This window comes from Puniceibacterium sediminis (assembly GCF_900188035.1).
Lineage (GTDB): Bacteria > Pseudomonadota > Alphaproteobacteria > Rhodobacterales > Rhodobacteraceae > Puniceibacterium > Puniceibacterium sediminis.
Genome location: NZ_FZNN01000013.1, coordinates 106692 through 127167 on the forward strand (window position 1 = coordinate 106692; position 20476 = coordinate 127167).

General features: G+C 62.0%; 22 protein-coding genes. 15 read left to right on the plus strand and 7 right to left on the minus strand.

The annotated features are described in order from the left end of the window. Positions 1-9: 9 nt before the first annotated feature. The 3 genes from CHB75_RS14445 to CHB75_RS14455 are packed head-to-tail and all read right to left on the minus strand — an operon-like array spanning position 10 to position 2674. Positions 10-444, minus strand: a complete 435-nt coding sequence (locus CHB75_RS14445; RefSeq protein WP_217898792.1) for a cupredoxin domain-containing protein — start codon at positions 442-444, stop codon at positions 10-12. 29 nt (positions 445-473) lie between these two features. Further along, positions 474-1442, minus strand: a complete 969-nt coding sequence (locus CHB75_RS14450; RefSeq protein WP_089271676.1) for a YVTN family beta-propeller repeat protein — start codon at positions 1440-1442, stop codon at positions 474-476. Then, complete coding sequence (locus CHB75_RS14455) at positions 1442-2674, minus strand: ABC transporter substrate-binding protein (RefSeq protein ID WP_089271678.1); 1233 nt, start codon at positions 2672-2674, stop codon at positions 1442-1444. Before CHB75_RS14455 ends, CHB75_RS14450 begins: the two co-directional genes overlap by 1 nt. A gap of 188 nt (positions 2675-2862) precedes the next feature. On the opposite strand from CHB75_RS14455, the gene CHB75_RS14460 reads away from it, so the two are divergent. Beyond that, entirely contained in the window at positions 2863-4227 is a 1365-nt protein-coding gene (locus tag CHB75_RS14460; RefSeq protein WP_089271680.1) for a histidine kinase, read from the plus strand. Next, positions 4224-4850: a response regulator gene (locus CHB75_RS14465; RefSeq protein ID WP_089271682.1), complete on the plus strand. Its 627-nt coding sequence runs from the start codon at positions 4224-4226 to the stop codon at positions 4848-4850. Before CHB75_RS14460 ends, CHB75_RS14465 begins: the two co-directional genes overlap by 4 nt. Before the next feature lie 183 nt (positions 4851-5033). Here the strand turns inward: CHB75_RS14465 and CHB75_RS14470 are convergent, their stop codons facing one another. Further along, entirely contained in the window at positions 5034-5363 is a 330-nt protein-coding gene (locus tag CHB75_RS14470; protein WP_089271684.1) for a chaperone modulator CbpM, read from the minus strand. Then, on the minus strand, positions 5360-6313 hold the full coding sequence (locus tag CHB75_RS14475; protein WP_089271686.1) for a DnaJ C-terminal domain-containing protein: 954 nt from the start codon (positions 6311-6313) through the stop codon (positions 5360-5362). The genes CHB75_RS14470 and CHB75_RS14475 overlap by 4 nt, the downstream gene beginning before the upstream one ends. 264 nt (positions 6314-6577) lie before the next feature. Between CHB75_RS14475 and atpD the strand changes: the two genes are divergently transcribed. From atpD to CHB75_RS14540, 13 genes are all read left to right on the plus strand, one after another. Then, the gene (gene atpD / locus CHB75_RS14480; protein ID WP_089271688.1) at positions 6578-8077 is read left to right on the plus strand and encodes a F0F1 ATP synthase subunit beta; all 1500 of its coding nucleotides are present in this window, start codon (positions 6578-6580) and stop codon (positions 8075-8077) included. After that, positions 8074-8484 carry a F0F1 ATP synthase subunit epsilon gene (locus CHB75_RS14485; RefSeq protein WP_089271690.1) on the plus strand — a complete coding sequence of 137 codons (411 nt, stop codon included), beginning with the start codon at positions 8074-8076 and terminating at the stop codon, positions 8482-8484. Before atpD ends, CHB75_RS14485 begins: the two co-directional genes overlap by 4 nt. Then, a complete protein-coding gene (locus CHB75_RS14490) occupies positions 8481-8774 on the plus strand; it encodes an AtpZ/AtpI family protein (RefSeq protein ID WP_217898791.1) in 294 nt (97 codons plus the stop codon). The genes CHB75_RS14485 and CHB75_RS14490 overlap by 4 nt, the downstream gene beginning before the upstream one ends. After that, positions 8750-9061, plus strand: a complete 312-nt coding sequence (locus CHB75_RS14495; RefSeq protein WP_089271692.1) for an N-ATPase subunit AtpR — start codon at positions 8750-8752, stop codon at positions 9059-9061. Before CHB75_RS14490 ends, CHB75_RS14495 begins: the two co-directional genes overlap by 25 nt. Beyond that, complete coding sequence (locus CHB75_RS14500) at positions 9058-9756, plus strand: F0F1 ATP synthase subunit A (RefSeq protein WP_089271694.1); 699 nt, start codon at positions 9058-9060, stop codon at positions 9754-9756. The genes CHB75_RS14495 and CHB75_RS14500 overlap by 4 nt, the downstream gene beginning before the upstream one ends. Next, the gene (locus CHB75_RS14505) at positions 9756-10001 is read left to right on the plus strand and encodes a F0F1 ATP synthase subunit C (protein WP_089271696.1); all 246 of its coding nucleotides are present in this window, start codon (positions 9756-9758) and stop codon (positions 9999-10001) included. The genes CHB75_RS14500 and CHB75_RS14505 overlap by 1 nt, the downstream gene beginning before the upstream one ends. Before the next feature lie 4 nt (positions 10002-10005). Beyond that, positions 10006-10740, plus strand: coding sequence for a F0F1 ATP synthase subunit B (locus tag CHB75_RS14510; protein ID WP_089271698.1), 735 nt, complete (start codon positions 10006-10008; stop codon positions 10738-10740). Beyond that, positions 10730-12271 carry a F0F1 ATP synthase subunit alpha gene (locus tag CHB75_RS14515; protein WP_089271700.1) on the plus strand — a complete coding sequence of 514 codons (1542 nt, stop codon included), beginning with the start codon at positions 10730-10732 and terminating at the stop codon, positions 12269-12271. Before CHB75_RS14510 ends, CHB75_RS14515 begins: the two co-directional genes overlap by 11 nt. Continuing rightward, on the plus strand, positions 12268-13116 hold the full coding sequence (locus CHB75_RS14520; RefSeq protein WP_089271701.1) for a F0F1 ATP synthase subunit gamma: 849 nt from the start codon (positions 12268-12270) through the stop codon (positions 13114-13116). The genes CHB75_RS14515 and CHB75_RS14520 overlap by 4 nt, the downstream gene beginning before the upstream one ends. 267 nt (positions 13117-13383) lie before the next feature. Then, on the plus strand, positions 13384-15186 hold the full coding sequence (locus CHB75_RS14525) for a PHA/PHB synthase family protein (RefSeq protein WP_089271703.1): 1803 nt from the start codon (positions 13384-13386) through the stop codon (positions 15184-15186). After that, positions 15183-15947, plus strand: coding sequence for an enoyl-ACP reductase FabI (fabI, locus tag CHB75_RS14530; protein WP_089271705.1), 765 nt, complete (start codon positions 15183-15185; stop codon positions 15945-15947). The genes CHB75_RS14525 and fabI overlap by 4 nt, the downstream gene beginning before the upstream one ends. Beyond that, entirely contained in the window at positions 15934-17361 is a 1428-nt protein-coding gene (locus CHB75_RS14535) for a bifunctional enoyl-CoA hydratase/phosphate acetyltransferase (RefSeq protein WP_245840990.1), read from the plus strand. Before fabI ends, CHB75_RS14535 begins: the two co-directional genes overlap by 14 nt. Then, positions 17358-18542, plus strand: a complete 1185-nt coding sequence (locus CHB75_RS14540) for an acetate/propionate family kinase (protein ID WP_089271707.1) — start codon at positions 17358-17360, stop codon at positions 18540-18542. Before CHB75_RS14535 ends, CHB75_RS14540 begins: the two co-directional genes overlap by 4 nt. A 90-nt stretch (positions 18543-18632) precedes the next feature. Here CHB75_RS14540 and choV read toward each other — a convergent pair whose 3' ends face one another. Both choV and choW read right to left on the minus strand, forming a co-directional pair. Then, positions 18633-19643: a choline ABC transporter ATP-binding protein gene (gene choV / locus CHB75_RS14545; protein ID WP_089271709.1), complete on the minus strand. Its 1011-nt coding sequence runs from the start codon at positions 19641-19643 to the stop codon at positions 18633-18635. Next, a complete protein-coding gene (choW, locus tag CHB75_RS14550; RefSeq protein WP_089271711.1) occupies positions 19640-20473 on the minus strand; it encodes a choline ABC transporter permease subunit in 834 nt (277 codons plus the stop codon). Before choW ends, choV begins: the two co-directional genes overlap by 4 nt. Positions 20474-20476: the final 3 nt, after the last annotated feature.

The window sequence follows — 20476 nt, forward strand, 5'->3', positions numbered from 1 at the left end:
CCTCTCAGGTCACTGGATTGCAAAGGTAACGGACTGCGCCGCGCCGGTGGAACCGGGGATGCGCAGTGTGTAGCTGCCCGGCTTGATCGCGATAAAGGACAGCCGAGCAGAACCACCCGCATCGAATTCGATGCTGTCGATGGCCATGGGACGGATCTCGATATCGTTGATGACGACCTCGTTCATCCAGATGGCGCGAAAGAACTCTGCCCCCGACACGGCCAGTTCTGCGGTACCGTCCGAGGTGATGTTGATCGCGTAATAGGCACCCGATTGCAGCACCACGGGACCTTCGCCCGCGTAAAGCGGGGTGCCCGAGGATAGCGTCAGTTCGACCTGCTCACCCCGGTTACACTTGGCCAGCAGGCCAGCATATCCCATATCGTCGCATAACGGCGCTGCGGTGGCTGGGGCCGCGACAAGCGCCGCCAGAGCAAAGACCATATTTTTCACGTTTCTCTCCCTTTTTTGCATTATGAATCCGGCGCCACGACAACGCCCCAAGGCTGTTGCCCGACCTGCACCGATTTGATGACCTTCAGCGTTTCCACATCGATGATCGACACGTCATTGGAATTGCCATTGGTGGTGATCAGGAATTTTTCGTCCGGTGTGAAAGCCATTTGCCAGACCCGTTGGCCCACCAGCAGGTAGTCGATGACTTCGTCCGTAGTGCCATCGATGACTGCCACCCTGTTTGCTGGGCCCAGCGCGACGAATACCTTGCTGGCATCCGACGTGATCCTGATGCCCACCGGCTGCAGCCATTCAGGCAGCACACCGGGCACTTTGAAGCTGATCTTCTTGGTAATTACCGGGGTATCGGCGGCGTGATCGATGACGCTGACCGTCCCGCCGATTTCGGCGCTGACGTACAGTTTCCGACCGTCAGCAGTAAATTCGGCGTAGCGCGGGCGCTGATCAACCAGCACGTTGTGCACAATCTCGAACGTTTCCGTATCTATGAAATGCGCCATGTTCGTCGTCTCGGAAGTATTGATGACGATGCTGGCATCGGGGCTGATCGCCATGCCTTCGGGTTCGACGCCCACCGGAATTTCGGCCAGCACCCTGTGTGTCTTTGTGTCGACCACGGTGACAAGGTTGTCGTCCTCGTTCGCGACGTACAGCGGATTGCCAGACGGGTGGATCACGAACAACTCAGGATCAGGACCAGAAGGCAAAACATGCAGTTCCTTGAACGTAACCGGATCAAAGACCCGCACCAGATCGTCATCCGAGGCACAGACATACAGTTCACTGCCGTCCGGGGCGATGGTGATGCCGCGCGGGCGATTGCCTGCCGGGAATTCGGCGATCACTTCCCATGTGTCGCTGTCCAGAACGCTGACGGTGTTGCCTTTTTCGTTTGTGACAAAGACGTTGTTGGCGTGGGCCGGCGCGGCCAGCATCACGGTCGAGAGTAGCAAGGCACGTATCATCAGTCTTCTCCCTCAAAGGCGGTGCATTCGCTTTCGGGACGATCCAGTCCCAGCGTGTCCAGCGGCGAAACTTCGTGCAGGAATCCTTCCTGCGGGCTGACGCTCACGGTCATGCGCCCGTTGGACAACAGAATCGGCTGCCGCATTTGGCCGTTCCAGGGCCGAAAGGTCACCGCGACGCCCTTGAACGCGGCCAATTCAAATTCCGGCGAAAGGATATAATCGCGCAGCACCGCCGGATCGGCGCTTGCGGTACGTGTCACCGCTTCGCCCAGAACGCGCAGGGCCAGCCAGGTCTGATAGTCGATATCGGTCATGTTGCGGCCTGCCAGTTCTTCGAACCGGCGCTGAATCTGCGTCGCGCCCCAGCTTTCATGGGTCGGTGCCCAGGTCAGCGGGCGCAGCCCGGCCGAGCCTGCAACCGAGGCCGGGTCCCACAGGTGGTAGGGCAAATATTCTGCAAAGACGTCCGAAGCATCGGCCGCAACCACCACATCATGCGGCGCGGCATCTTGGGTAAAGACCGGGATCTGACGCTGCACCAGAACGTGTCCTGAATCCGATACACGGCTGCCGCCGGTATCCTGAAACACGCGCTCTTCGGTGATGCGCGCGCCGAATTTGCGGGCAGAGGCGCGGTAGGAATCTGCCAGCACATGATCCGCGGGGTTCGACCCTTCGATCAGGAACCAGTCTTTCCAGCGTTTCCAGACCAGGAACTGCGCCACCGCATCAGTGCGCATCGCATCGCTTGGCGCGATGTGTAGCAGGTTCGCCCGGCACTGCGCCGATCGCAGCGCGACATCAGCGCTTGACGCGTTCAGCAGCAACGCATCCGAAGGAGCCGCATCCGCCATCGCAAGCAGATCGTCAGAGTCCGCAATTATAACAATCAGTCGGTGGCCTTCGTCCATCAGCCCCTGAAACGCGGCCAATGCTTCGTCCGGGGCTACGCTGACTTCTTTCGTGGCATAAGTCTGCCCCATGAACTGACCCGTGGTGCGGTTGTCGTCGGTGGCAAGGCGGGCACCGGCAAAGCCACGGCTCTGCGCCGGAAGATCAAGGCGGGACAGAGGGAGGAGCGAGGGATAGTCGATCCGGATCACGGCTGCGTTGACATCCTGAGCAGTGGCGGGAGGGGACGCCACAACGATGCCCAGTGTTGACAGTGCCAGCACAAGGCCCTTGCGCAGAAAAGGGAGACGCAAACCGGATTTCGTAACTTCTGGCATGACTTCCTCAACTCCTCCTGCCGCCTCGCTAGCATGGGGTTGGCAGGCCGCGCGTCCCAAAAGAACCCGGGAACTTTCGGCAATGGGCCGGGGAATGTATCCCGGCGTGGCGTTTCGCAATCGACCCACGGCGGCTGGCCCGCTAGTTTGACGGTACGGCAAAGCGGGGGACCGGGGTGTTTGCGGCCATGTATCTCAAAAGGCAGGTGGTGCTGGGTATCGTCGGCGTACAGCTGGCAACCTTGGCAATCGGCGCGGGTGTTCTGGTGTTCAATGCCCGCGAGGCGGTCGAGCTTGAGGTCACATCGGGCGCCCAGAGCGCGCGGGCGCTGGTCATCGCGACGCTTGGCTCGGCGCTTCAGGACACCGCACCTGACGAGGTGCTGCCGCGGCTTGCCGACATCCTTGTTCCACCCCGGCATGTCGATCTGGCGCTGGTCGATGCGCGCCGTGGCCTGCTGCCGCTGACCGGCACGGCAGAGGCGGCAGACAATGCACCGGATTGGTTCCGCCGGTTGGTCACACCAACCTTGCGCGAAATCCGCATTCCTGTGCAGGTCAACGGCACCCTTTACGGTTATGTGCTGATGACCACCGCCCCCGAGGATGAAATCGCCGAGGTCTGGCAGGACGTGGCCAGCCTGTTCTGGATCGTTGCCCTCACGGCATTACTCTCGGCGCTCATGCTTGGCATGCTGGTGCATCGGGCACTGCGCCCGCTGGACGATCTGCGGCGCGCCATGCGCAAACTAAGAGAAGGCGATCTGACCACCCGCCTGGGTCGCCGGGGCAGCGCGGATCTGACGCCCATCCTCGAAGGCTTTGACGCCCTGTCAGAAAGCCTCCAGAAGGCCGAGGCAGAGCGCGCTCTGCTCAATCGGCGCATCGTCGAGTTGGGCGATGCGGAACGGCGCTCCATCGCGATGGAGCTGCATGACGAATTCGGCCCTTGCCTGTTTGGTCTGCGGGTCAAGGCATCGGCCATCGCGCGCAAGGCGCGGGCCGGGGCTGATACCCCCCTGGCAGAAGAGGCCGAGACGATCCTGGCCATCGTCGCGCAAATTCAGGCGTCGAACACCCGGCTACTGACGACACTGCGCCCGATGGCTATCGGACAATTGCCGCTGCTGGACGCGTTGCACGACCTGGTCGAGGCCTTTCGCAAGACTCACCCGTCGCTGGACTGGAGGATTGACCTGCCCACCGAACTGCCGCCCACGCCCGAGATTCTGGACCTGACCGTCTACCGGTTCTTTCAGGAAGGGACGACCAATGCGTTGCGACACGGCAACCCGCAACGGATCGAAATCCGCATAGAGATGGACGAACACGGACCTGTCCCTCTGCTGCAACTGGACCTAACGGATGACGGCGTCGGCATGCCGGACCGGCGGACCGAAGGCCGAGGCCTGACGGCGATGCGCGACCGCATCGGTGCTGTCGGCGGGCAGCTTGCCATCGCAGGAACCGATGACGGTGGGACACGCCTGTCCGCCCGCCTGCCGATGTCGCAGGCAAATGTAGCCCCCACACCACTGGATCTGGCGTCATGAAGACCGCGCTGGTCATCGACGATCACCCGATCGCGCATCTTGGCTGTCGCCAGCTTCTGGGCGAGTTGGGCTATGAAACGATCCACGAAGCATTGAACGACAGTGACGCCCTGCGCCTAGCCGATACGCAGGCGCCCGATCTGATCGTGCTCGACCTCGGGATGCCGGGCCTAGGCGGTCTGAACCTGATCGCGCCGCTGCTGCGCCGGGTCCCTGATGCGCGGATCCTGATCTTTTCCATGAACGAACAAACTGTCTTTGTCGCAAAAGCGCTTGAGGCCGGTGCATCGGGCTATCTGTCCAAGAACTCCGGCCCCGAAGAATTTTTTGAGGCGGTCGCCGCGCTTGAGGCGGGCAGACTTTACCTGTCACACGACATGGCCCTCTCGGTTGCGGGATCACGAATTGGCGGTCGGGCTGATCCGCTGTCGTCCCTGACCGAGCGCGAGCATCAGGTCCTGCGGCTGATCGGCCAGGGCAAGGATCTGCAATCTGTCGCGGACGCGCTGCGGATCAGTTACAAGACCGCGGCGAATACGTCGTCCAGCATTCGCAAGAAGCTGGGGGTCAGCGGCACGACCGAGCTGATCCGTTACGCCATCGAGACCGGGCTGACGACGTGACGCCTGCCTGGCCGACCTGTTCGCCAAAAATGCATCCGCCGCCCCGTTCAAACGACCGTCAACGGCGTCACAGGACCCGCAGTTGAGGCGCAACCCGCAGAGCCGCGCCTTGCGGATCCTGACGGGCGCGGTCCGGCAAGGCCCGTTGCCGCCTTGGTCAACGCTCGCAGCCCCTGAGGTCCGTCAGGCCTGCTGGAGGGCCTCTGCGACCCGGACGCGCAGATCTGCGGGCAGGCTTTCCAGCGCGCGCGCCATGGTGTCCAGATCCTGTCGCGCCGCATGCAGTTGATCGATAAGGGATATTACTACGCTCAGCGCGTTTTCATCCATATCCAGATCCTGAGACAGATCGCACAGCAGTTCGAGACGTGCGATGTCCACGCCGCTGAACAGGAATGCATCGCCCGCGCGCTCGGGACGCACGAATTCGACCTCGACATAACGGACAAGCTGTGTGCGGGTCAGGCGCGTGATCGTTGCCACCACCTCGTCTTCGGTAAAACGGTCCTTCATGTTGCGGCCCCTTTCAGCAGATCGACCCTTGGGTCATACGGATGGGTCTTGCGCCATTCGGCAAGAAAGTCGCTCAGGCTGGCATCCACTTCCGGCGGCAGGACGATCTTCAGTTCGACCCGCTGATCGCCCTTGGTCTTGCTGCCTGCCTTAGCGACACCGCGCCCCCGCAGACGCAGGGTCTGCCCCGAACTGGCGCCCTTGGGAATGGTCAGCCCGACAGGTCCATCTACCGTGGGCGCGCTCACCTTGCCGCCAAGAACGGCCTCATCAATTGTGATCGGCAGGGTGACGAGGATGTCATCGCCTTCGCGCCGGAACACTGGATGGGCGCTGACCGTCACGGTAATCAGCGCATCCCCCGCAGGCCCGCCGCCAAAGCCCGGCTGCCCCTTGCCGCGCAGGCGCAGCGTCTGACCATCTTCTGTGCCCTGCGGAATCTTGACCGCAAGCCCCTGACCATCCGGCAGGGTGATACGCGTTTCGGCACCCCGCACGGCATCAAGGAACGCCACCTCAAGCGTGTAGCGCGCATCGGGACCGGGGGCTGAGAAACCGCCGCCAAACCCGCCGCCGCCGCCACCGCCTGCCCCGCGCGCCCGGTTGCGCAGGATGTCCGCAAAGATATCCCCCGGATCGCCCTGAGACCCGTAACCGTGGCGTTGCTGATAGACGTTGTCCGACGCATTGGCGAAATCGCGGTAATATTCGCGTTTTGGACGTTCCGCGCCCAACCCGTCGATTTCTCCGGCATCGTAACGTGCGCGTGTCTCGGGATCTTTTAAAATGTCATAGGCCGTACCGATTGATTTGAACCGCGCCTCGGCTGCGGGATCATCGGGATGCAGGTCCGGATGGCTGGTGCGGACGAGCTTGCGGTAGGCCTTCTTGATTTCGTCGGTCGTAGCGGTCTTTTTCAGGCCAAGGGCCTTGTAGGGATCGTCGGGCATGAGTGTCCTTTCGGTCGTCACCGGCTTAGCACGCTGGGGACATGGCACAAGACACGGCCGCCCCATGTGCATCGTCGCATATCACATCGCGCGGTGCCCTGATTCAAATCAACGGCGTACATGATTGTTCACAATACCAGTTTGATACACGCCAACCGGATTGTGGCAATGGGCTGATCCATGTCAATGTCGTGCACACGACGCGTGGCCTATGTGTCAACCAGTCATGGGCGCGCGACTCATGCGCCGGAAAGGCCCAAAGGCATGCAGGACCAATACGACCAAACCACTGCCCCCATTTCAGACGGTATTGTTCATGCCGTAAGGGGCGCCGTCGTGGATGTCGTCTTTGCCGGGGGCGACCTGCCGCAGATCAATTCCGCCCTGGTCGTGCAGTGGGACCGCCCCGCGCCGCTCATCCTCGAAGTGCACAGCCATCTGGATCTGACCACCGTGCGCGCCGTGGCGTTCCAGTCGACAGCAGGTCTTTCGCGCGGCGTCACGGTGAAGGCAAAGGGGGCGCCGGTTACGGTGCCAGTGGGCACTGCCGTCCTTGGGCGGTTGCTGGACGTGGTCGGGAATACGCAGGACAACGGCCCCGCCCTGCCCGCCGATACGCCCCGCCGCCCGATTCATGCCGGCCCGCCGGCGCTGGGTGCGCAGACCCGCACCACCGATGTATTCGAGACAGGCATCAAGGTGATCGACCTGCTGACGCCTCTGGCGCAGGGCGGCAAGGCCGCGATGTTCGGCGGGGCCGGTGTGGGCAAGACGGTTCTCGTGATGGAACTGATCCGCGCCATGGTCGAAAAATATGAAGGCATTTCGGTCTTTGCCGGCGTTGGCGAACGATCGCGCGAAGGGCATGAATTGCTGACCGAGATGCAGGATTCAGGCGTACTGGAGCGCACCGTTCTGGTCTATGGCCAAATGAGCGAGCCACCCGGCGCGCGTTGGCGGGCACCGCTTACCGCCCTGACGATTTCCGAATATTTCCGGGATCAGAAGCACAAGAACGTCCTGCTGCTGATGGACAACGTGTTCCGCTTTGTTCAGGCGGGCGCCGAAGTGTCGAGCCTTCTGGGACGTCTGCCGTCGCGCGTGGGCTATCAGCCGACTCTGGCCAGCGAAGTGGCAGGCCTGCAAGAGCGGATCGCCTCGGTCGCCGGGACGGCTGTGACGGCCATTCAGGCGGTCTATGTCCCTGCGGACGATTTCACCGACCCGGCAGTGACCACGATTTCCAGCCACATGGACTGTGTCGTCGTCTTATCGCGCGCGCAGGCCGCCGAGGGGTTTTATCCCGCCATCGATCCGCTGGCTTCGTCCTCCATGCTGCTGGACCCGCTGGTCGTGGGCGAAGAGCATTACAAGATCGCCGAAGCCGTCCGTCAGGCACTGGCCCGGTTCCGGGAACTGACGGACATCATCTCGCTTCTGGGGGTCGAGGAACTAGGTGCCGCCGACCGCCTGATCGTCAAACGTGCGCGACGGCTTCAGCGGTTCCTGACGCAGCCCTTCATGGTGACCGAGGCCTTTACCGGCACTCCGGGTGCCAGTGTCGCCTTGACCGACACGCTGGCCGGGTGCCGCGCCATTCTGGACGGAGAGGCCGACAACTGGTCGGAAAGTTCGCTCTACATGGTCGGCACGCTCGACGATGCGCGCAGGAAAGAAGCCGCTGCCAAGGCTTCTCAGGCACCAAGGGCAAAGGACCCAGCCAAAACCGACCCTGACGTGCCCAGGTCCGAGGCAGCGTCATGAGACTGCGGATTGTCACCCCTCTGTCCGTCGTAGTGGATGAAGAGATTTTCAGCCTGCGCGCCGAGGATGCCAGCGGCAGCTTTGGCATCCTGCCCGGGCACGCCAAATTCCTTACGGCGCTGGCGATCTCGATTGTCAGCTGGCAACAGGCCAGTGGGGAACGGTTCTGCGCCGTGCGCGGGGGCATGCTGACCGTGACCGACGGCGCCACCGTTGCCGTCACCACGCGCGAGGCGGTGGTGGGCGAAGACCTTGCCACCCTGGACAGCGAGGTTCTAGCCCGGTTCCAGTCGGATGCGGATGCCGAGCGGGTTGAACATGTCGAAACCGTTCAGCTACAACTTAACGCCATCCGCCGAATGGTCAGCCGCCTGCACTCTGGCGCAGATACGGGAGCGTTCCGGTGAAGCCTGCTCCCGAAGAAGAAAACGATAAAGACCCGCTGATCGTCCAAACCCGCCTGCGCCGCGAAAGACGTGCTCGTTGGCTGAGAGAAGGCGACATGTCCGTCGGCCGCCGTCTGGCGCAAATCGGGGTGCTGGGCTGGATACTGGTAGCACCCACACTGGTCGGCATTTTCGCTGGCCGCTGGCTGGATGAACATTTTTCGTCAGGGGTATTCTGGACCGCCCCCTGCATGCTGCTGGGGCTTTGCCTTGGGGCCTGGACCGCATGGAACTGGATGAACGCACGATGATGGATCTGTCTGCCCTGCCCCTTTCCGTCACACTCCCCGCCTGTTTCCTTGGCGGGCTTGCGATCGGTTACGTCTACTTCCGCGCGCTGCGTCATACTGCCGAACTGATCGTGAGCCAAGGCAGTCCTCTGCTTGGTCTTGCGCTCACTCTGGGGCGGTTGGCACTGCTGACTGCGGCCTTTTATGTCGCCGTGCTGGCCGGTGGATTTGCACTTTTGGCTGCTCTGGCCGGTGTGTTGTGCGCAAAGGCCGTGATGCTGCGTCATGCCCGGAGGGATCGGGCATGAATTCACCTCTCGACTCTGTGGCCCTGTTTCAGATCGGGCCGTTTCCTATCACGCAGGCGGTGATCGCCACCTGGATCATTATGTTGGTTCTCGTGGTCGGATCAGGCCTGGCCACGCGGCGGCTGGATCTGATCCCGGGCAAACGGCAGGCGGTGCTGGAACTGCTCGTCAATACCATCGACACACAGATTCGCGAAACCACCGGATCAGAACCCGCCCCCTACCGCAGCTTTATCGGGACGCTGTTCCTGTTCATCCTCGTGGCGAACTGGTCCTCGCTCATCCCGGGCATCGAGCCACCAACCGCGCAGCTGGAAACCGATGCTGGCCTAGCTGTTCTGGTCTTTGTCTCGGTGGTCTGGTTCGGCGTGCGCGGCGCCGGCCTGCGCGGCTACCTCAAATCCTTTGCCGCGCCCAACATGGTGATGATCCCGCTGAATATGCTGGGAAGCATCACCCGCACCTTTTCCATGTTCGTCCGCCTGTTCGGCAATGTCATGAGCGGCGTCTTCGTCATCGGCATCGTGGCTTCGCTTGCCGGGCTGCTGGTGCCTATCCCACTCATGGCGCTCGATATGCTCACCGGGCTGGTGCAGGCCTATATCTTTGCGGTTCTGGCGATGGTCTTTATCTCGGCCACGGTCACGGACGGTCAGCCAGGCGCCGCTACACCCCCACAGAAAAAGGATCCGTAATGGATTATCTCGCTCTCGCCAGTATCATCTGTGCTGCCTTTTCAGTGTCCTTTGGCGCCATCGGCCCGGCATTGGCCGAAGGCCGTGCTGTTGCCGCAGCAATGGATGCCATCGCACGCCAGCCCGAAGCCGCAAATACGATTTCGCGCACACTGTTTGTCGGTCTCGCCATGATCGAAACGACGGCGATTTACTGTCTGGTGATCGCGCTTCTGCTGCTCTTTGCCAACCCGCTCCTGGGCTGATCGCATGACGATCGACCTCTGGGGAATTGGGCTGCAGGCCATCAACGTCCTGATCCTCGTCTGGCTTTTGTCACGGGTTCTTTGGCGGCCGGTCGCGGGTGCCATCGCCGCGCGTCAGGAAAAGGCCCGTGCGGTCATCGACGATGCACAGGCAACGCAGGCAAATGCCGATGCGGCAATGGCCGAAGTGACGAAGGCCCGCGCCGACATCGGCGCTGAACGCACCGCCGCGCTGGATGCCGCGCGCGCAGAGGCAGACACCGCCGCAAGGGCCGCCCTCGCCGAAGCACGGACAAAGGCCGAGGCGATACTGGCCACCGCAAAAAGCAGGATTGCCCATGAAACCGAAGCAACGCGCAAGGCAAATGCCGTACATGCCGCCGACCTGTCGCTGGAAATTGCCGCGAAGCTTCTTGGGCAGCTGAACAGCCAGATGGTGCAGTCCGCGTTTTTGTCCCAACTGATCGAGGCTATCAGCAAGTTGTCGGCTGCCGACCGCGCGGCGCTGGTGTCAGGCCTCCAGCACATCGATGTGGTGTCCGCCACCGATGCGGGGGCTGATAAAGACACTATAGAAAAGGCCATCTGTGATGCCTTTGGCAGCACACCAAATCTGCGGTTTGTGACCGATCCTGACCTCATCGCCGGGCTTGAACTGCACAGCGCGCATTTTACCCTGCGCAACAGCTGGCAGGCCGACCTCGCCCGGATTCGGAAGGCGGTGCAGGATGCCGCCTGATACATCCGACTGGTTTTCCACGGTAAAGGCTGCCTTGAACGACGTGCCGCTGGGTCCGCGCGCCGAACACAGGGGCCGGGTGGAAGAGATCGGTGACGGCGTCGCAATGATTTCGGGCCTGCGGGACGTCAGGCTGGACGAGGTGCTGCGTTTTGCCGGCGGTCAGGTCGGCTTTGCCCGGGTGCTTGATCCCGATCTCATCGGTTGCGTGATGCTGGACGCCGCTACGGACGTGGAAGCGGGCGATATGGTTTCCGGTACCGGCGAAGTGGTCAACGTGCCGGTAGGCGAGGCGCTTCTTGGTCGTATCGTCGACCCGCTTGGCCGACCGCTGGACGGCAAGGGGGAGATCGAGGCCGAAGCGCATCTGCCCATCGAACGCCCCGCCCCGTCGATCATCGAACGCGACCTTGTGACCGAGCCGGTTCAGACTGGCGTCGTGGTGGTCGACACTCTTTTTGCCCTTGGCCGGGGTCAGCGCGAACTGATCGTGGGCGATCATTCAACCGGGAAGACGACACTCGCCATCGACACACTCATCGCTCAGCGCGACAGCGATGTGATATGTATCTATGTCGCCGTGGGCCAGAAAACATCCAGCGTGCGCCGCGCCATCGATGCGCTGCAGGCACAGGGCAATTTCGAACGCTGCATTGTGTTGGTCGCAGGGTCGGCTAGTGCGCCGGGCCTGCAATGGATCGCGCCCTATGCCGGGATGACCATGGCCGAATACTTTCGTGACAAGGGCCAGCACGCCCTGATCGTGATCGACGATCTGTCAAAACACGCCGCCACCCACCGCGAAATCGCGCTGCTGACCCGCCAATCCCCGGGAAGAGAGGCCTATCCGGGCGATGTATTCTACATCCATTCGCGCCTTCTGGAACGGGCGGCCAAGCTGTCAAAAGCGCGCGGCGGCGGATCGCTCACCGCGCTGCCGATTGCCGAGACAGATTCGGGGAATCTATCGGCCTATATCCCGACCAACCTGATCTCGATCACCGATGGACAGATCGTTCTGGATGCGGCGCTGTTCCATCAGGGGCAGAAACCGGCGGTGGATGTGGGCCTTAGCGTCAGCCGGGTCGGCGGCAAGACGCAGGCACCGGTATTGCGCAAGGCGGCTGGGACCTTGCGTCTGGACTATGCGCAGTTTCTGGAACTGGAAGTCTTCACCCGGTTCGGAGGCATGCCTGACAGTCGCGTGCGCGAACAACTGACCCGCGGCGCCCGGATCAGAGAGGCGCTGCGCCAGCCCCAACATATGCCCTATCGCCTTGTGGATGAGGTTGCCTTGATGCTGGCCGTGCAATCCGGTCTGCTTGACGCCCTGCCGCTGTCTGCCGTCACGACGTTCCGCGGGGCACTACCCGGCGCACTGAACGCAGAAACCACGGGGGCGCTGAACCTGCTGACCGCAGGCGGAGAGCTTGATGCGACATCGCGTGAGAATCTGATGGCGGCGCTCGGCCGCCTTGCCGAGACACTGTCGGTCGAAGCCAAAGACCCTGCAGTGCCGGAAATACAATGACCGAGCGGCTGGCCGACATCAGCGCCCGGATCGACGGCATCCGTCAACTTGGGGCCGTGGTGAATGCAATGAAAGGCATCGCCGCCGCCCGCGCGCATGTCGCCCGTACGCAGGTCACTGCGGTGGACAGCTACGCGGAGACGGTCGCGGGGGCCATGGCCCGCATTCTACGGCCTGGTGACACGGATCTCGAGGATCCGAACCTGCGCAGTCCGGGCAAGACCGGCCTGCTGGTCTTTTGCGCCGAACAGGGCTTTGCCGGGGCGTTCAGTGAACGGGTTCTGGATAGCATTGGCCCGGAGCATGAAGACAGCACCCTGTTTCTGATCGGTACCCGGGGGCTGTCCGTCGCCACCGCCCGTGGGATCACCCCGGTCTGGAGCGCGGCCCTGCCGTCTCATACGCCCGGGATTCCCAAACTGGCTGACCGGATCACCACCCAGATATACCGCGCGGTCACCGAGGGGCGCATCAACCGCCTTGACGTCGTCTTTACCGGCTGGGTGGCCGGACGACCGGCGCTTTTGCAGCAATGTCTATTCCCTGTGGATCTGACCGATCATCCGTCCTCTGCGGTGGATCGCCCGCTGATGCAGCTACCCGAAGGTACCCTAATTGACTCATTGGGTCAGGACTATTTTCATGCGCAGGTATGCAAGGCGGCGCTGCACGCCTTTGCCGCCGAAAACGAAGCACGGATGGAAGCCATGACTTCCGCCGGAACGCAGATTGCACGCGAGTTGGAGACGTTTGAGGCCACCCTGCGCCGGGTGCGGCAGGAAGCGATCACAGCGGAAATCATCGAACTCGGTACCGGGGCCGATGCCGCCTCTGGTGCACGCTGATCTGCACGGCTGTAGTCCGCTTCACACGCCCTGTTTGATATTTGTTCGAGCTGCGCGGGCTTTAAGGGCCCAACGCCTGCATCCTGGTAGCCTCTGCAGCTCTTGGGGTAACGTTTGGATTCTCCCGGAAACAACTGTGATTGCCATCACCGCTGAATTCTTCGGCCATCGCCGCAGCACTGATTCAGATCAATGCTGCGCTGCGGCGTCTGTCATAGAATCACAGTAACGGACAGATATGCTGTGCCAGCACATGAAGGACAGGCCATGCTGAACCAACCCAATCAGATCATACGTGAACCTGGTCAAACCGTGGCCACGCCCGAAACTGCTGTCCCGAAGCAGCCCGATCCAAGCCCTGCAGAACCAACACCGCAGAACGCCTATGACTCACTGGATCGCCTGACCCATGCGACAGTGGCGAAAGCAACCTCGGCGCTGTCCCCATCGGTGCTGGGCGAAGCCTGGATGGACTGGGCCGTTCATCTGGCCGTTTCACCGGGCAAACAAGCGCATCTGATCGAACAGGCCCTGAAGAACCTTCAAACGCTATGGTCGCAAAGCCTTGGCATCACGCAACCCGAGGGGTCGGATGACCGGCGGTTTGCTGGGGAAGGCTGGCAAAATTATCCCTATAACGTCTGGGCGCAGTCGCATCTGCGCAATTGGCAGTGGTGGCAGAACGCCACAACGGGCGTACACGGCGTGGCCCCCCCGCACGAAGACCTCATGGCCTTTGTGGCGGGGATGGTCGCCGATACCGTTGCACCTTCGAATTTCGTACTGACCAATCCAGAAGTGATCTCTGCCACTTTGGCCGAACACGGTCAGAACTTGGTGCGCGGCGCCAACCATCTGGCCGAAGACATCGCGCGCAGGGCCGGAATGCCACAGGAAGCCGGTCCTCAGCCTTTCGAGGTCGGTCGCAATCTGGCCACGACCCCGGGCAAGGTCGTCTTCCGGAACGATCTGATCGAACTCATCCAGTATGCGTCCGAAACTGCCGAGGTACATCCAGAGCCGATCCTGATCGTGCCCGCCTGGATCATGAAGTACTACATCCTCGACCTGTCGGCGCATAATTCTCTGGTCCGGTTCCTCGTGGCTCAGGGCTTCACCGTATTCATGGTGTCTTGGAAAAACCCCAGTGCCAAGGACCGGGACTTGAGCATGGATGATTACCGCCAGTTGGGCGTGATGGCGGCGGTCGATGCCGTGCAGGCGATCACCCAAGCGCCCAAGATCCACGCAGCCGGCTACTGCCTTGGCGGCACTTTGCTGTCGATTGCGGCGGCAGCCATGGCGCGGGACAGCGATGATCGGCTCGCTACGGTGACCTTGCTGGCGGCGCAGGTCGATTTCACCGAGGCTGGACCGCTGCGACTGTTCATCAACGACTCCGAGGTCACGCTGATCGAAGATATGATGGCGGATCAGGGTTTTCTATCGTCCGACCAGATGGCAGGGGCCTTTGCGTTGCTACGCGCGCGCGATCTGATCTGGGCTCCCGCCATCCGCGACTACCTTCTTGGCAATCGCGGCCAGGCCTTTGACCTGATGGCCTGGAACGCTGACACCACGCGGATGCCCGCCCGGATGCATTCGGAATATCTGCGTCGGATGTTCCTCAACAACGATCTGGCCGAGGGACGCTACCCCGTGGGCAATAAGGCGATTGCCATTACCGACATCCGCGTGCCCATTTTTGCCGTGGGCACCGAAGATGACCATGTGGCGCCCTGGCATTCCGTCTACAAGCTGCACCTTTTTGCCGACACCGACATTACATTCGTCCTGACCAATGGCGGGCACAATGCGGGCATCGTATCCGAACCCGGCCACGCGGACCGCCATTTCCGCATTGCGGACAAGGCTGCAACCGCCGCCTTTCGCGCCCCCGAGGATTGGCTTGCCGAAACGGAACCCAAGGACGGGTCATGGTGGATAGACTTTGCCAAATGGCTAACCGCCCATTCCGGGCAAACCATAGCCCCGCCGCACATGGGCGCACGGTCAGGCAATTACAAAGCCATCTGCGATGCGCCCGGCACCTATGTGAGGCTGACATGAAGCCTCTGGACGGCAAGGTCGCGCTGGTCGTGGGCGTCGCGAACACCCATTCTATCGCTGCAGGTTGCGCTCAGGCCTTTGCCGACGCGGGGGCCGAGGTCGCTCTGACCTACCTCAACGAAAAGGCAAAGCCCTTTGTGCAGCCGGTCGCCGAGGCCGTCGGCGCCGAATTGCTGCTGCCGCTGGATGTAGAGGCCCCGGGAGAGATGGAGGCGGTTTTTGACGCGATCAGGCAGCGCTGGGGGCGGCTTGACGTTCTTGTCCATTCCATCGCCTATTGCCCCGCGGACGACCTGCATGGGCGGGTGACCGATTGTTCGCGGGACGGGTTTGCCCGCGCCATGGATATCTCGGTCCATTCCCTGATCCGTATGGCACGGCTGGCAGAACCGCTCATGACCAAGGGAGGGGCGATCCTGACCATGACCTATTACGGTGGCGAAAAGGTTGTTGACCATTACAACATCATGGGGCCGGTCAAGGCCGCGCTTGAGGGAACGATGCGCTCGCTTGCGGTTGAACTTGGTCCGAAACAGATCCGCGTCAACGCCATCTCTCCCGGGCCGCTCAAGACCCGCGCGGGATCAGGCATCGCGCATTTCGATGAACTGATTGATGCGGCACGTCTGCGCAGCCCTGAACAAAGCCTTGTGACCATTCAGGACGTCGGGAATGTCGCGGCGATGTATGCCAGCGACAGTATGCGCAGTGTGTCCGGCGGTATCGCTTATGTTGACGGAGGCCTGCATGTCCGCGCTTGAACGGGGCGACCCCACTGCAACCATGCAGTATATCGAGAACAAGACCTATGACGAAATCTCGGTCGGTGACAGTGCCGACCTGACCAGGACGTTGAAACCGCAGGATATCGAACTTTTCGCGGTGATGTCAGGCGATGTGAACCCGGCACATGTCGACGCGGAATATGCCCAAACCGACATGTTTCATGGCGTGATCGCCCACGGCATGTGGGGCGGTGCGCTGATCTCAGCCGTGCTTGGCACGGAACTGCCCGGCCCTGGCACGATCTTTCTGAACCAGAGCCTGAAGTTCCTGGCCCCGGTGGGGCTGGGCGACACGGTGACAGTCCGGGTCGAGGTAACGCAGAAACAGGAAAAGGGTCGTCTGATCCTCGCCTGTACCTGCCAGAACCAGCACGGCACGATGGTGATCGAAGGCGAAGCCCGGGTCATTGCCCCGTACGACAAGATACGCCGCCCCCGCGTCACCCTGCCCCAAGTTCACCTGCACGTGCAGGCCGCGCAATACGCAAACCTGATTGCGGCCACGGCTGATCTGGACCCGATCCGCACCGCCGTCGTCCATCCCTGCGATGCGCTGTCCCTGACCGGCGCGCTGGACGCCGGATATCAAGGCATGATCCTGCCGGTACTGGTCGGCCCCAAGGCCAAGATCGAAGCCGCCGCCAAAGAGGCCGGGCGCAGCCTTGACGGGATCGAGATCATCGACGCTCCCCACAGCCATGCCGCCGCTGCGGCCGCCGTGGCGCTGGTACGGGCAGGCAAGGCCGCGGCCCTGATGAAGGGGTCCCTGCATACCGACGAATTGATGGAGGCCGTGGTCGACACCGCACTTGGCCTGCGGACCGAGAGGCGGATGAGCCATGTTTATGTGCTTGATGTGCCGACCTATCCGAAGCCGCTTTTGATCAGCGACGCGGCGATCAACATTTATCCCGACCTCGCGGGCAAGCGCGACATCGTGCAGAACGCCATCGACCTTGCGCTGGCGCTTGGGATCGAACTTCCCAAGGTCGCGATCCTTTCAGCGGTCGAAACGGTCAACCCTCGCATTGCCTCGACGCTTGATGCGGCGGCACTGTGCAAGATGGCCGATCGCGGGCAGATCACCGGAGGATTGCTCGACGGGCCTCTGGCCTTTGACAACGCCATCTCTCCGGCGGCGGTTGCGGCCAAGGGCATCGTGTCCGATGTGGCAGGCGTGGCTGACATTTTGGTCGCGCCGGATCTTGAAGCCGCCAACATGATCGCCAAGCAGCTGATCTATCTCGCCGGAGCCGATGCGGCCGGTATCGTTCTGGGCGCACGGGTGCCGGTGATCCTGACCAGCCGGGCCGACAGCACGATGTCGCGGCTCGCGTCCTGTGCACTGGCACAACTGTTCATCAGTTACCAAAGTCCGGCACAGGCATGACCGACGCTGTGCTGGTCCTGAATGCGGGGTCATCAAGCCTCAAATTCGCCGTCTACCCTGATGGGGACGGTGATCCAGCCGCGCTTCTGCGTGGCAAGATTGCCGGGATCGGGACAGCCCCAGTGTTTTCCGGGCGCGACGGCGCGGGCCACTCCTTGCCGTCGGACGCGTGCATGTCGCTGCCGCACGCCGCTGACCACGAAGCCTTGATCCCCGCGCTGCTCGACTGGCTGAACAGTCATCAAGGCGGCTTGACCATCCGGGCCGCGGGACATCGCGTCGTGCACGGTGGCCGAACCCAGACCGACCCGGCGATTGTCACCGACGCCCTGCTCAGCGAACTGGACACGCTCGTGCCTCTTGCGCCGCTGCACCAGCCGCACAATCTGGCGGCGATCCGCTGTGTTGCAGCTTCGGCGCCCGGGCTGCCGCAAGTCGCCTGCTTTGACACCAGCTTCCATCGGACTCAGGACAAGTTTGCGCAGCTCTTTGCCCTGCCCCGCGCGCTAACCGAGGAGGGTGTCATACGCTACGGGTTTCACGGGTTGTCCTACGACTATATCGCCAGCACCCTACGCGCCCATCTGGGCGACAGGGCCGATGGGCGAGTAATCGTCGCTCATCTGGGAAACGGTGCCAGCATGTGTGCGATTAAGAACCGTCGCAGCGTCGCGACCAGCATGGGCTTCACCGCACTGGATGGGTTGATGATGGGCCAGCGGTGCGGCGCGCTCGACGCCGGCGTGGTTCTTTATCTGATGGATGAAAAGGGAATGAGCGCCGCCGAAATCTCTCATCTGCTCTATAACGAATCCGGTCTTCTGGGCGTTTCTGGCATCAGCAACGACATGGCCACCCTGCAGGCGAGTTCTGCACCCGAAGCGCGCGACGCGATCGGCCTGTTCTGCTATCGCGCCGCCGCTGAACTGGCCGCTCTTGCCGTCGCTATCGGGGGGCTTGATGCGTTGATCTTCACGGCCGGGATCGGCGAAAACTCCGCACTGGTCCGCAGCCTGATCTGTGACCGTCTGGAATGGATGGGCATATCGCTCGACGATGGGGCCAATGCGAAAAACGCGAAATGCATCAGCGCAGCGTCCTCACCTGTTGACGTGCTCGTCATCCCCACCGACGAAGAAGTGGTCATTGCACGCGCGACGCACGGCCTTATCCACGGATAGTATCTCATTCGATATCGAAAAATGTCAGGCGCGCCCGGATCCGACACCAAAGCAGGCCGACACCCTGTCAGGTGTCGGCCTGCCGATGCTCTAAATGCACAGGCGATCAACGATGCTTTGTGCGGTCACCGTCCCGATGGGCTGACCTTCACTTTCGACCGTCATGACCGGATGTTCGCGCAGTTTCAGCATGACATCGCGCACGGCCAGTTCTGCATCCACAGACTGGGTGCCGCCCACGCCGGGGACCATGACGTCACGCGCGGTTAGAACTATGAGCGGGTTCATGTTGGCGACAAATTCTGCCACGTAATCCGACGCGGGATTCGAAAAAATCTCGCGCGGGGTGCCGCATTGCACGATGCGCCCGCCATCCATGATCGCGATCCGTCCGCCCAGCTTGAATGCCTCGTCCAGATCGTGACTGACAAAGATGATCGTGCGCTTGAGCCGCGCTTGCAGTTCAAGCAGTTCATCCTGCAATCGGGTGCGGATCAGAGGATCAAGCGCAGAGAAGGGTTCGTCCATCAGCAGGATTGGCGCCTCGGTCGCAAAGGCCCGTGCAAGGCCCACGCGCTGTTGCATACCCCCCGATAGCTCGGCCACCTTTGCCCCGGCGCGTTCCGACAGGCCCACAAGTTCCAGCTGCGCGGCGACCTTTTCGTCGCGCTCTGCCTCTGGCACACCGGCCAGCTCCAGACCAAAGCCCACGTTCTCGGAAACCGTGCGCCAAGGCAGCAGGCCAAATTGTTGAAACACCATTGCGACGCGGGTCTGGCGGATGCGGCGCAGCGCCTTGGCGGTGCATTGGGTGACATCCACCATTTCACCGCCATCGTTCACAGACACCGACCCGCGCACCACCGGGTTCAGCCCGTTCACCGCGCGCAGCAGCGTCGATTTACCAGACCCCGACAGACCCATGAGCACGAGGATCTCACCCTCGTCCACCTCAAGGCTGCAATCATGCACACCCAGAACCTGATCCGTCTCGGCCTGAATTTCGGACCGTGTCCGTCCCAGATCCGCCAGCGGTAGCCCCTTGTCGGGTGCCTCGCCGAAGATGATGCAGACCTTGTCAAAAATAACAGCCTTGGTCATTTTCCACCCACCCGCAGCATCCGGTCGAGCATGATGGCCACCACCACTATGACGAATCCGCTTTCGAACCCCAATCCGGTATCCACACGGTTCAGTGCCCTGACCACAGGCACGCCCAGCCCGTCCGCACCGACAAGCGCTGCGATCACCACCATGGACAGTGACAGCATGATCGTCTGATTGAGGCCCGCCATGATCTGCGGCAAGGCATAGGGCAGTTCGATTTTCCACAAAGTCTGGCTTGGCTTCGCGCCAAACGCCTCTGCCGCCTCAAGCAGTGCCGTGGGCGTATTCGATATCCCGAGATGCGTCAGCCGGATGGGCGCAGGCACCACAAAGATCACCGTGGCGATAAGGCCGGGCACCATGCCAATTCCGAAAAACACAATTGCGGGAATCAGATAGACAAAAGTCGGCAGCGTCTGCATCAGGTCCAGTACGGGCCGCATCCAGGCATAAAGCTTGGGGCGATGCGCCGCTGCGATGCCAATGGGCACGCCGACACCCATGCAAACCACGCAGGCCGACAGGACCAGCGTCAGGCTTTCGGTCGTTTCCTCCCAGTACCCCTGATTGACGATGAACAGGAAACCGACCCCGATCAGCAACGGTAGCTTCCAGCCCCGCTGGATCACCCAGGTCAGTGCAACAAAGGCCGCGATCACCAGCAATTCCGGCGGCGTCTGCAGCACCCAGAGGATCGCCTCGATCAGGGCCTCCATCGCCACGGCCATACCGTCAAAGAACCAGCCGCCGTTTACCTGCAGCCAGCCAAAGATGGCCTCGGCCCAGTCCCCGATGGGAATCTTGTTATCGCTCAGCCAATCCATACG

Bases quoted from the DNA above. Each gene is read 5' to 3' on its own strand.
- CHB75_RS14445 (WP_217898792.1), bottom strand. From the start codon at position 444: ATGGTCTTTGCTCTGGCGGCGCTTGTCGCGGCCCCAGCCACCGCAGCG.
- CHB75_RS14450 (WP_089271676.1), bottom strand. From the start codon at position 1,442: ATGATACGTGCCTTGCTACTCTCGACCGTGATGCTGGCCGCGCCGGCC.
- CHB75_RS14455 (WP_089271678.1), bottom strand. From the start codon at position 2,674: ATGCCAGAAGTTACGAAATCCGGTTTGCGTCTCCCTTTTCTGCGCAAG.
- CHB75_RS14460 (WP_089271680.1), top strand. From the start codon at position 2,863: ATGTATCTCAAAAGGCAGGTGGTGCTGGGTATCGTCGGCGTACAGCTG.
- CHB75_RS14465 (WP_089271682.1), top strand. From the start codon at position 4,224: ATGAAGACCGCGCTGGTCATCGACGATCACCCGATCGCGCATCTTGGC.
- CHB75_RS14470 (WP_089271684.1), bottom strand. From the start codon at position 5,363: ATGAAGGACCGTTTTACCGAAGACGAGGTGGTGGCAACGATCACGCGC.
- CHB75_RS14475 (WP_089271686.1), bottom strand. From the start codon at position 6,313: ATGCCCGACGATCCCTACAAGGCCCTTGGCCTGAAAAAGACCGCTACG.
- atpD (WP_089271688.1), top strand. From the start codon at position 6,578: ATGCAGGACCAATACGACCAAACCACTGCCCCCATTTCAGACGGTATT.
- CHB75_RS14485 (WP_089271690.1), top strand. From the start codon at position 8,074: ATGAGACTGCGGATTGTCACCCCTCTGTCCGTCGTAGTGGATGAAGAG.
- CHB75_RS14495 (WP_089271692.1), top strand. From the start codon at position 8,750: ATGGAACTGGATGAACGCACGATGATGGATCTGTCTGCCCTGCCCCTT.
- CHB75_RS14500 (WP_089271694.1), top strand. From the start codon at position 9,058: ATGAATTCACCTCTCGACTCTGTGGCCCTGTTTCAGATCGGGCCGTTT.
- CHB75_RS14505 (WP_089271696.1), top strand. From the start codon at position 9,756: ATGGATTATCTCGCTCTCGCCAGTATCATCTGTGCTGCCTTTTCAGTG.
- CHB75_RS14510 (WP_089271698.1), top strand. From the start codon at position 10,006: ATGACGATCGACCTCTGGGGAATTGGGCTGCAGGCCATCAACGTCCTG.
- CHB75_RS14515 (WP_089271700.1), top strand. From the start codon at position 10,730: ATGCCGCCTGATACATCCGACTGGTTTTCCACGGTAAAGGCTGCCTTG.
- CHB75_RS14520 (WP_089271701.1), top strand. From the start codon at position 12,268: ATGACCGAGCGGCTGGCCGACATCAGCGCCCGGATCGACGGCATCCGT.
- CHB75_RS14525 (WP_089271703.1), top strand. From the start codon at position 13,384: ATGCTGAACCAACCCAATCAGATCATACGTGAACCTGGTCAAACCGTG.
- fabI (WP_089271705.1), top strand. From the start codon at position 15,183: ATGAAGCCTCTGGACGGCAAGGTCGCGCTGGTCGTGGGCGTCGCGAAC.
- CHB75_RS14535 (WP_245840990.1), top strand. From the start codon at position 15,934: ATGTCCGCGCTTGAACGGGGCGACCCCACTGCAACCATGCAGTATATC.
- CHB75_RS14540 (WP_089271707.1), top strand. From the start codon at position 17,358: ATGACCGACGCTGTGCTGGTCCTGAATGCGGGGTCATCAAGCCTCAAA.
- choV (WP_089271709.1), bottom strand. From the start codon at position 19,643: ATGACCAAGGCTGTTATTTTTGACAAGGTCTGCATCATCTTCGGCGAG.
- choW (WP_089271711.1), bottom strand. From the start codon at position 20,473: ATGGATTGGCTGAGCGATAACAAGATTCCCATCGGGGACTGGGCCGAG.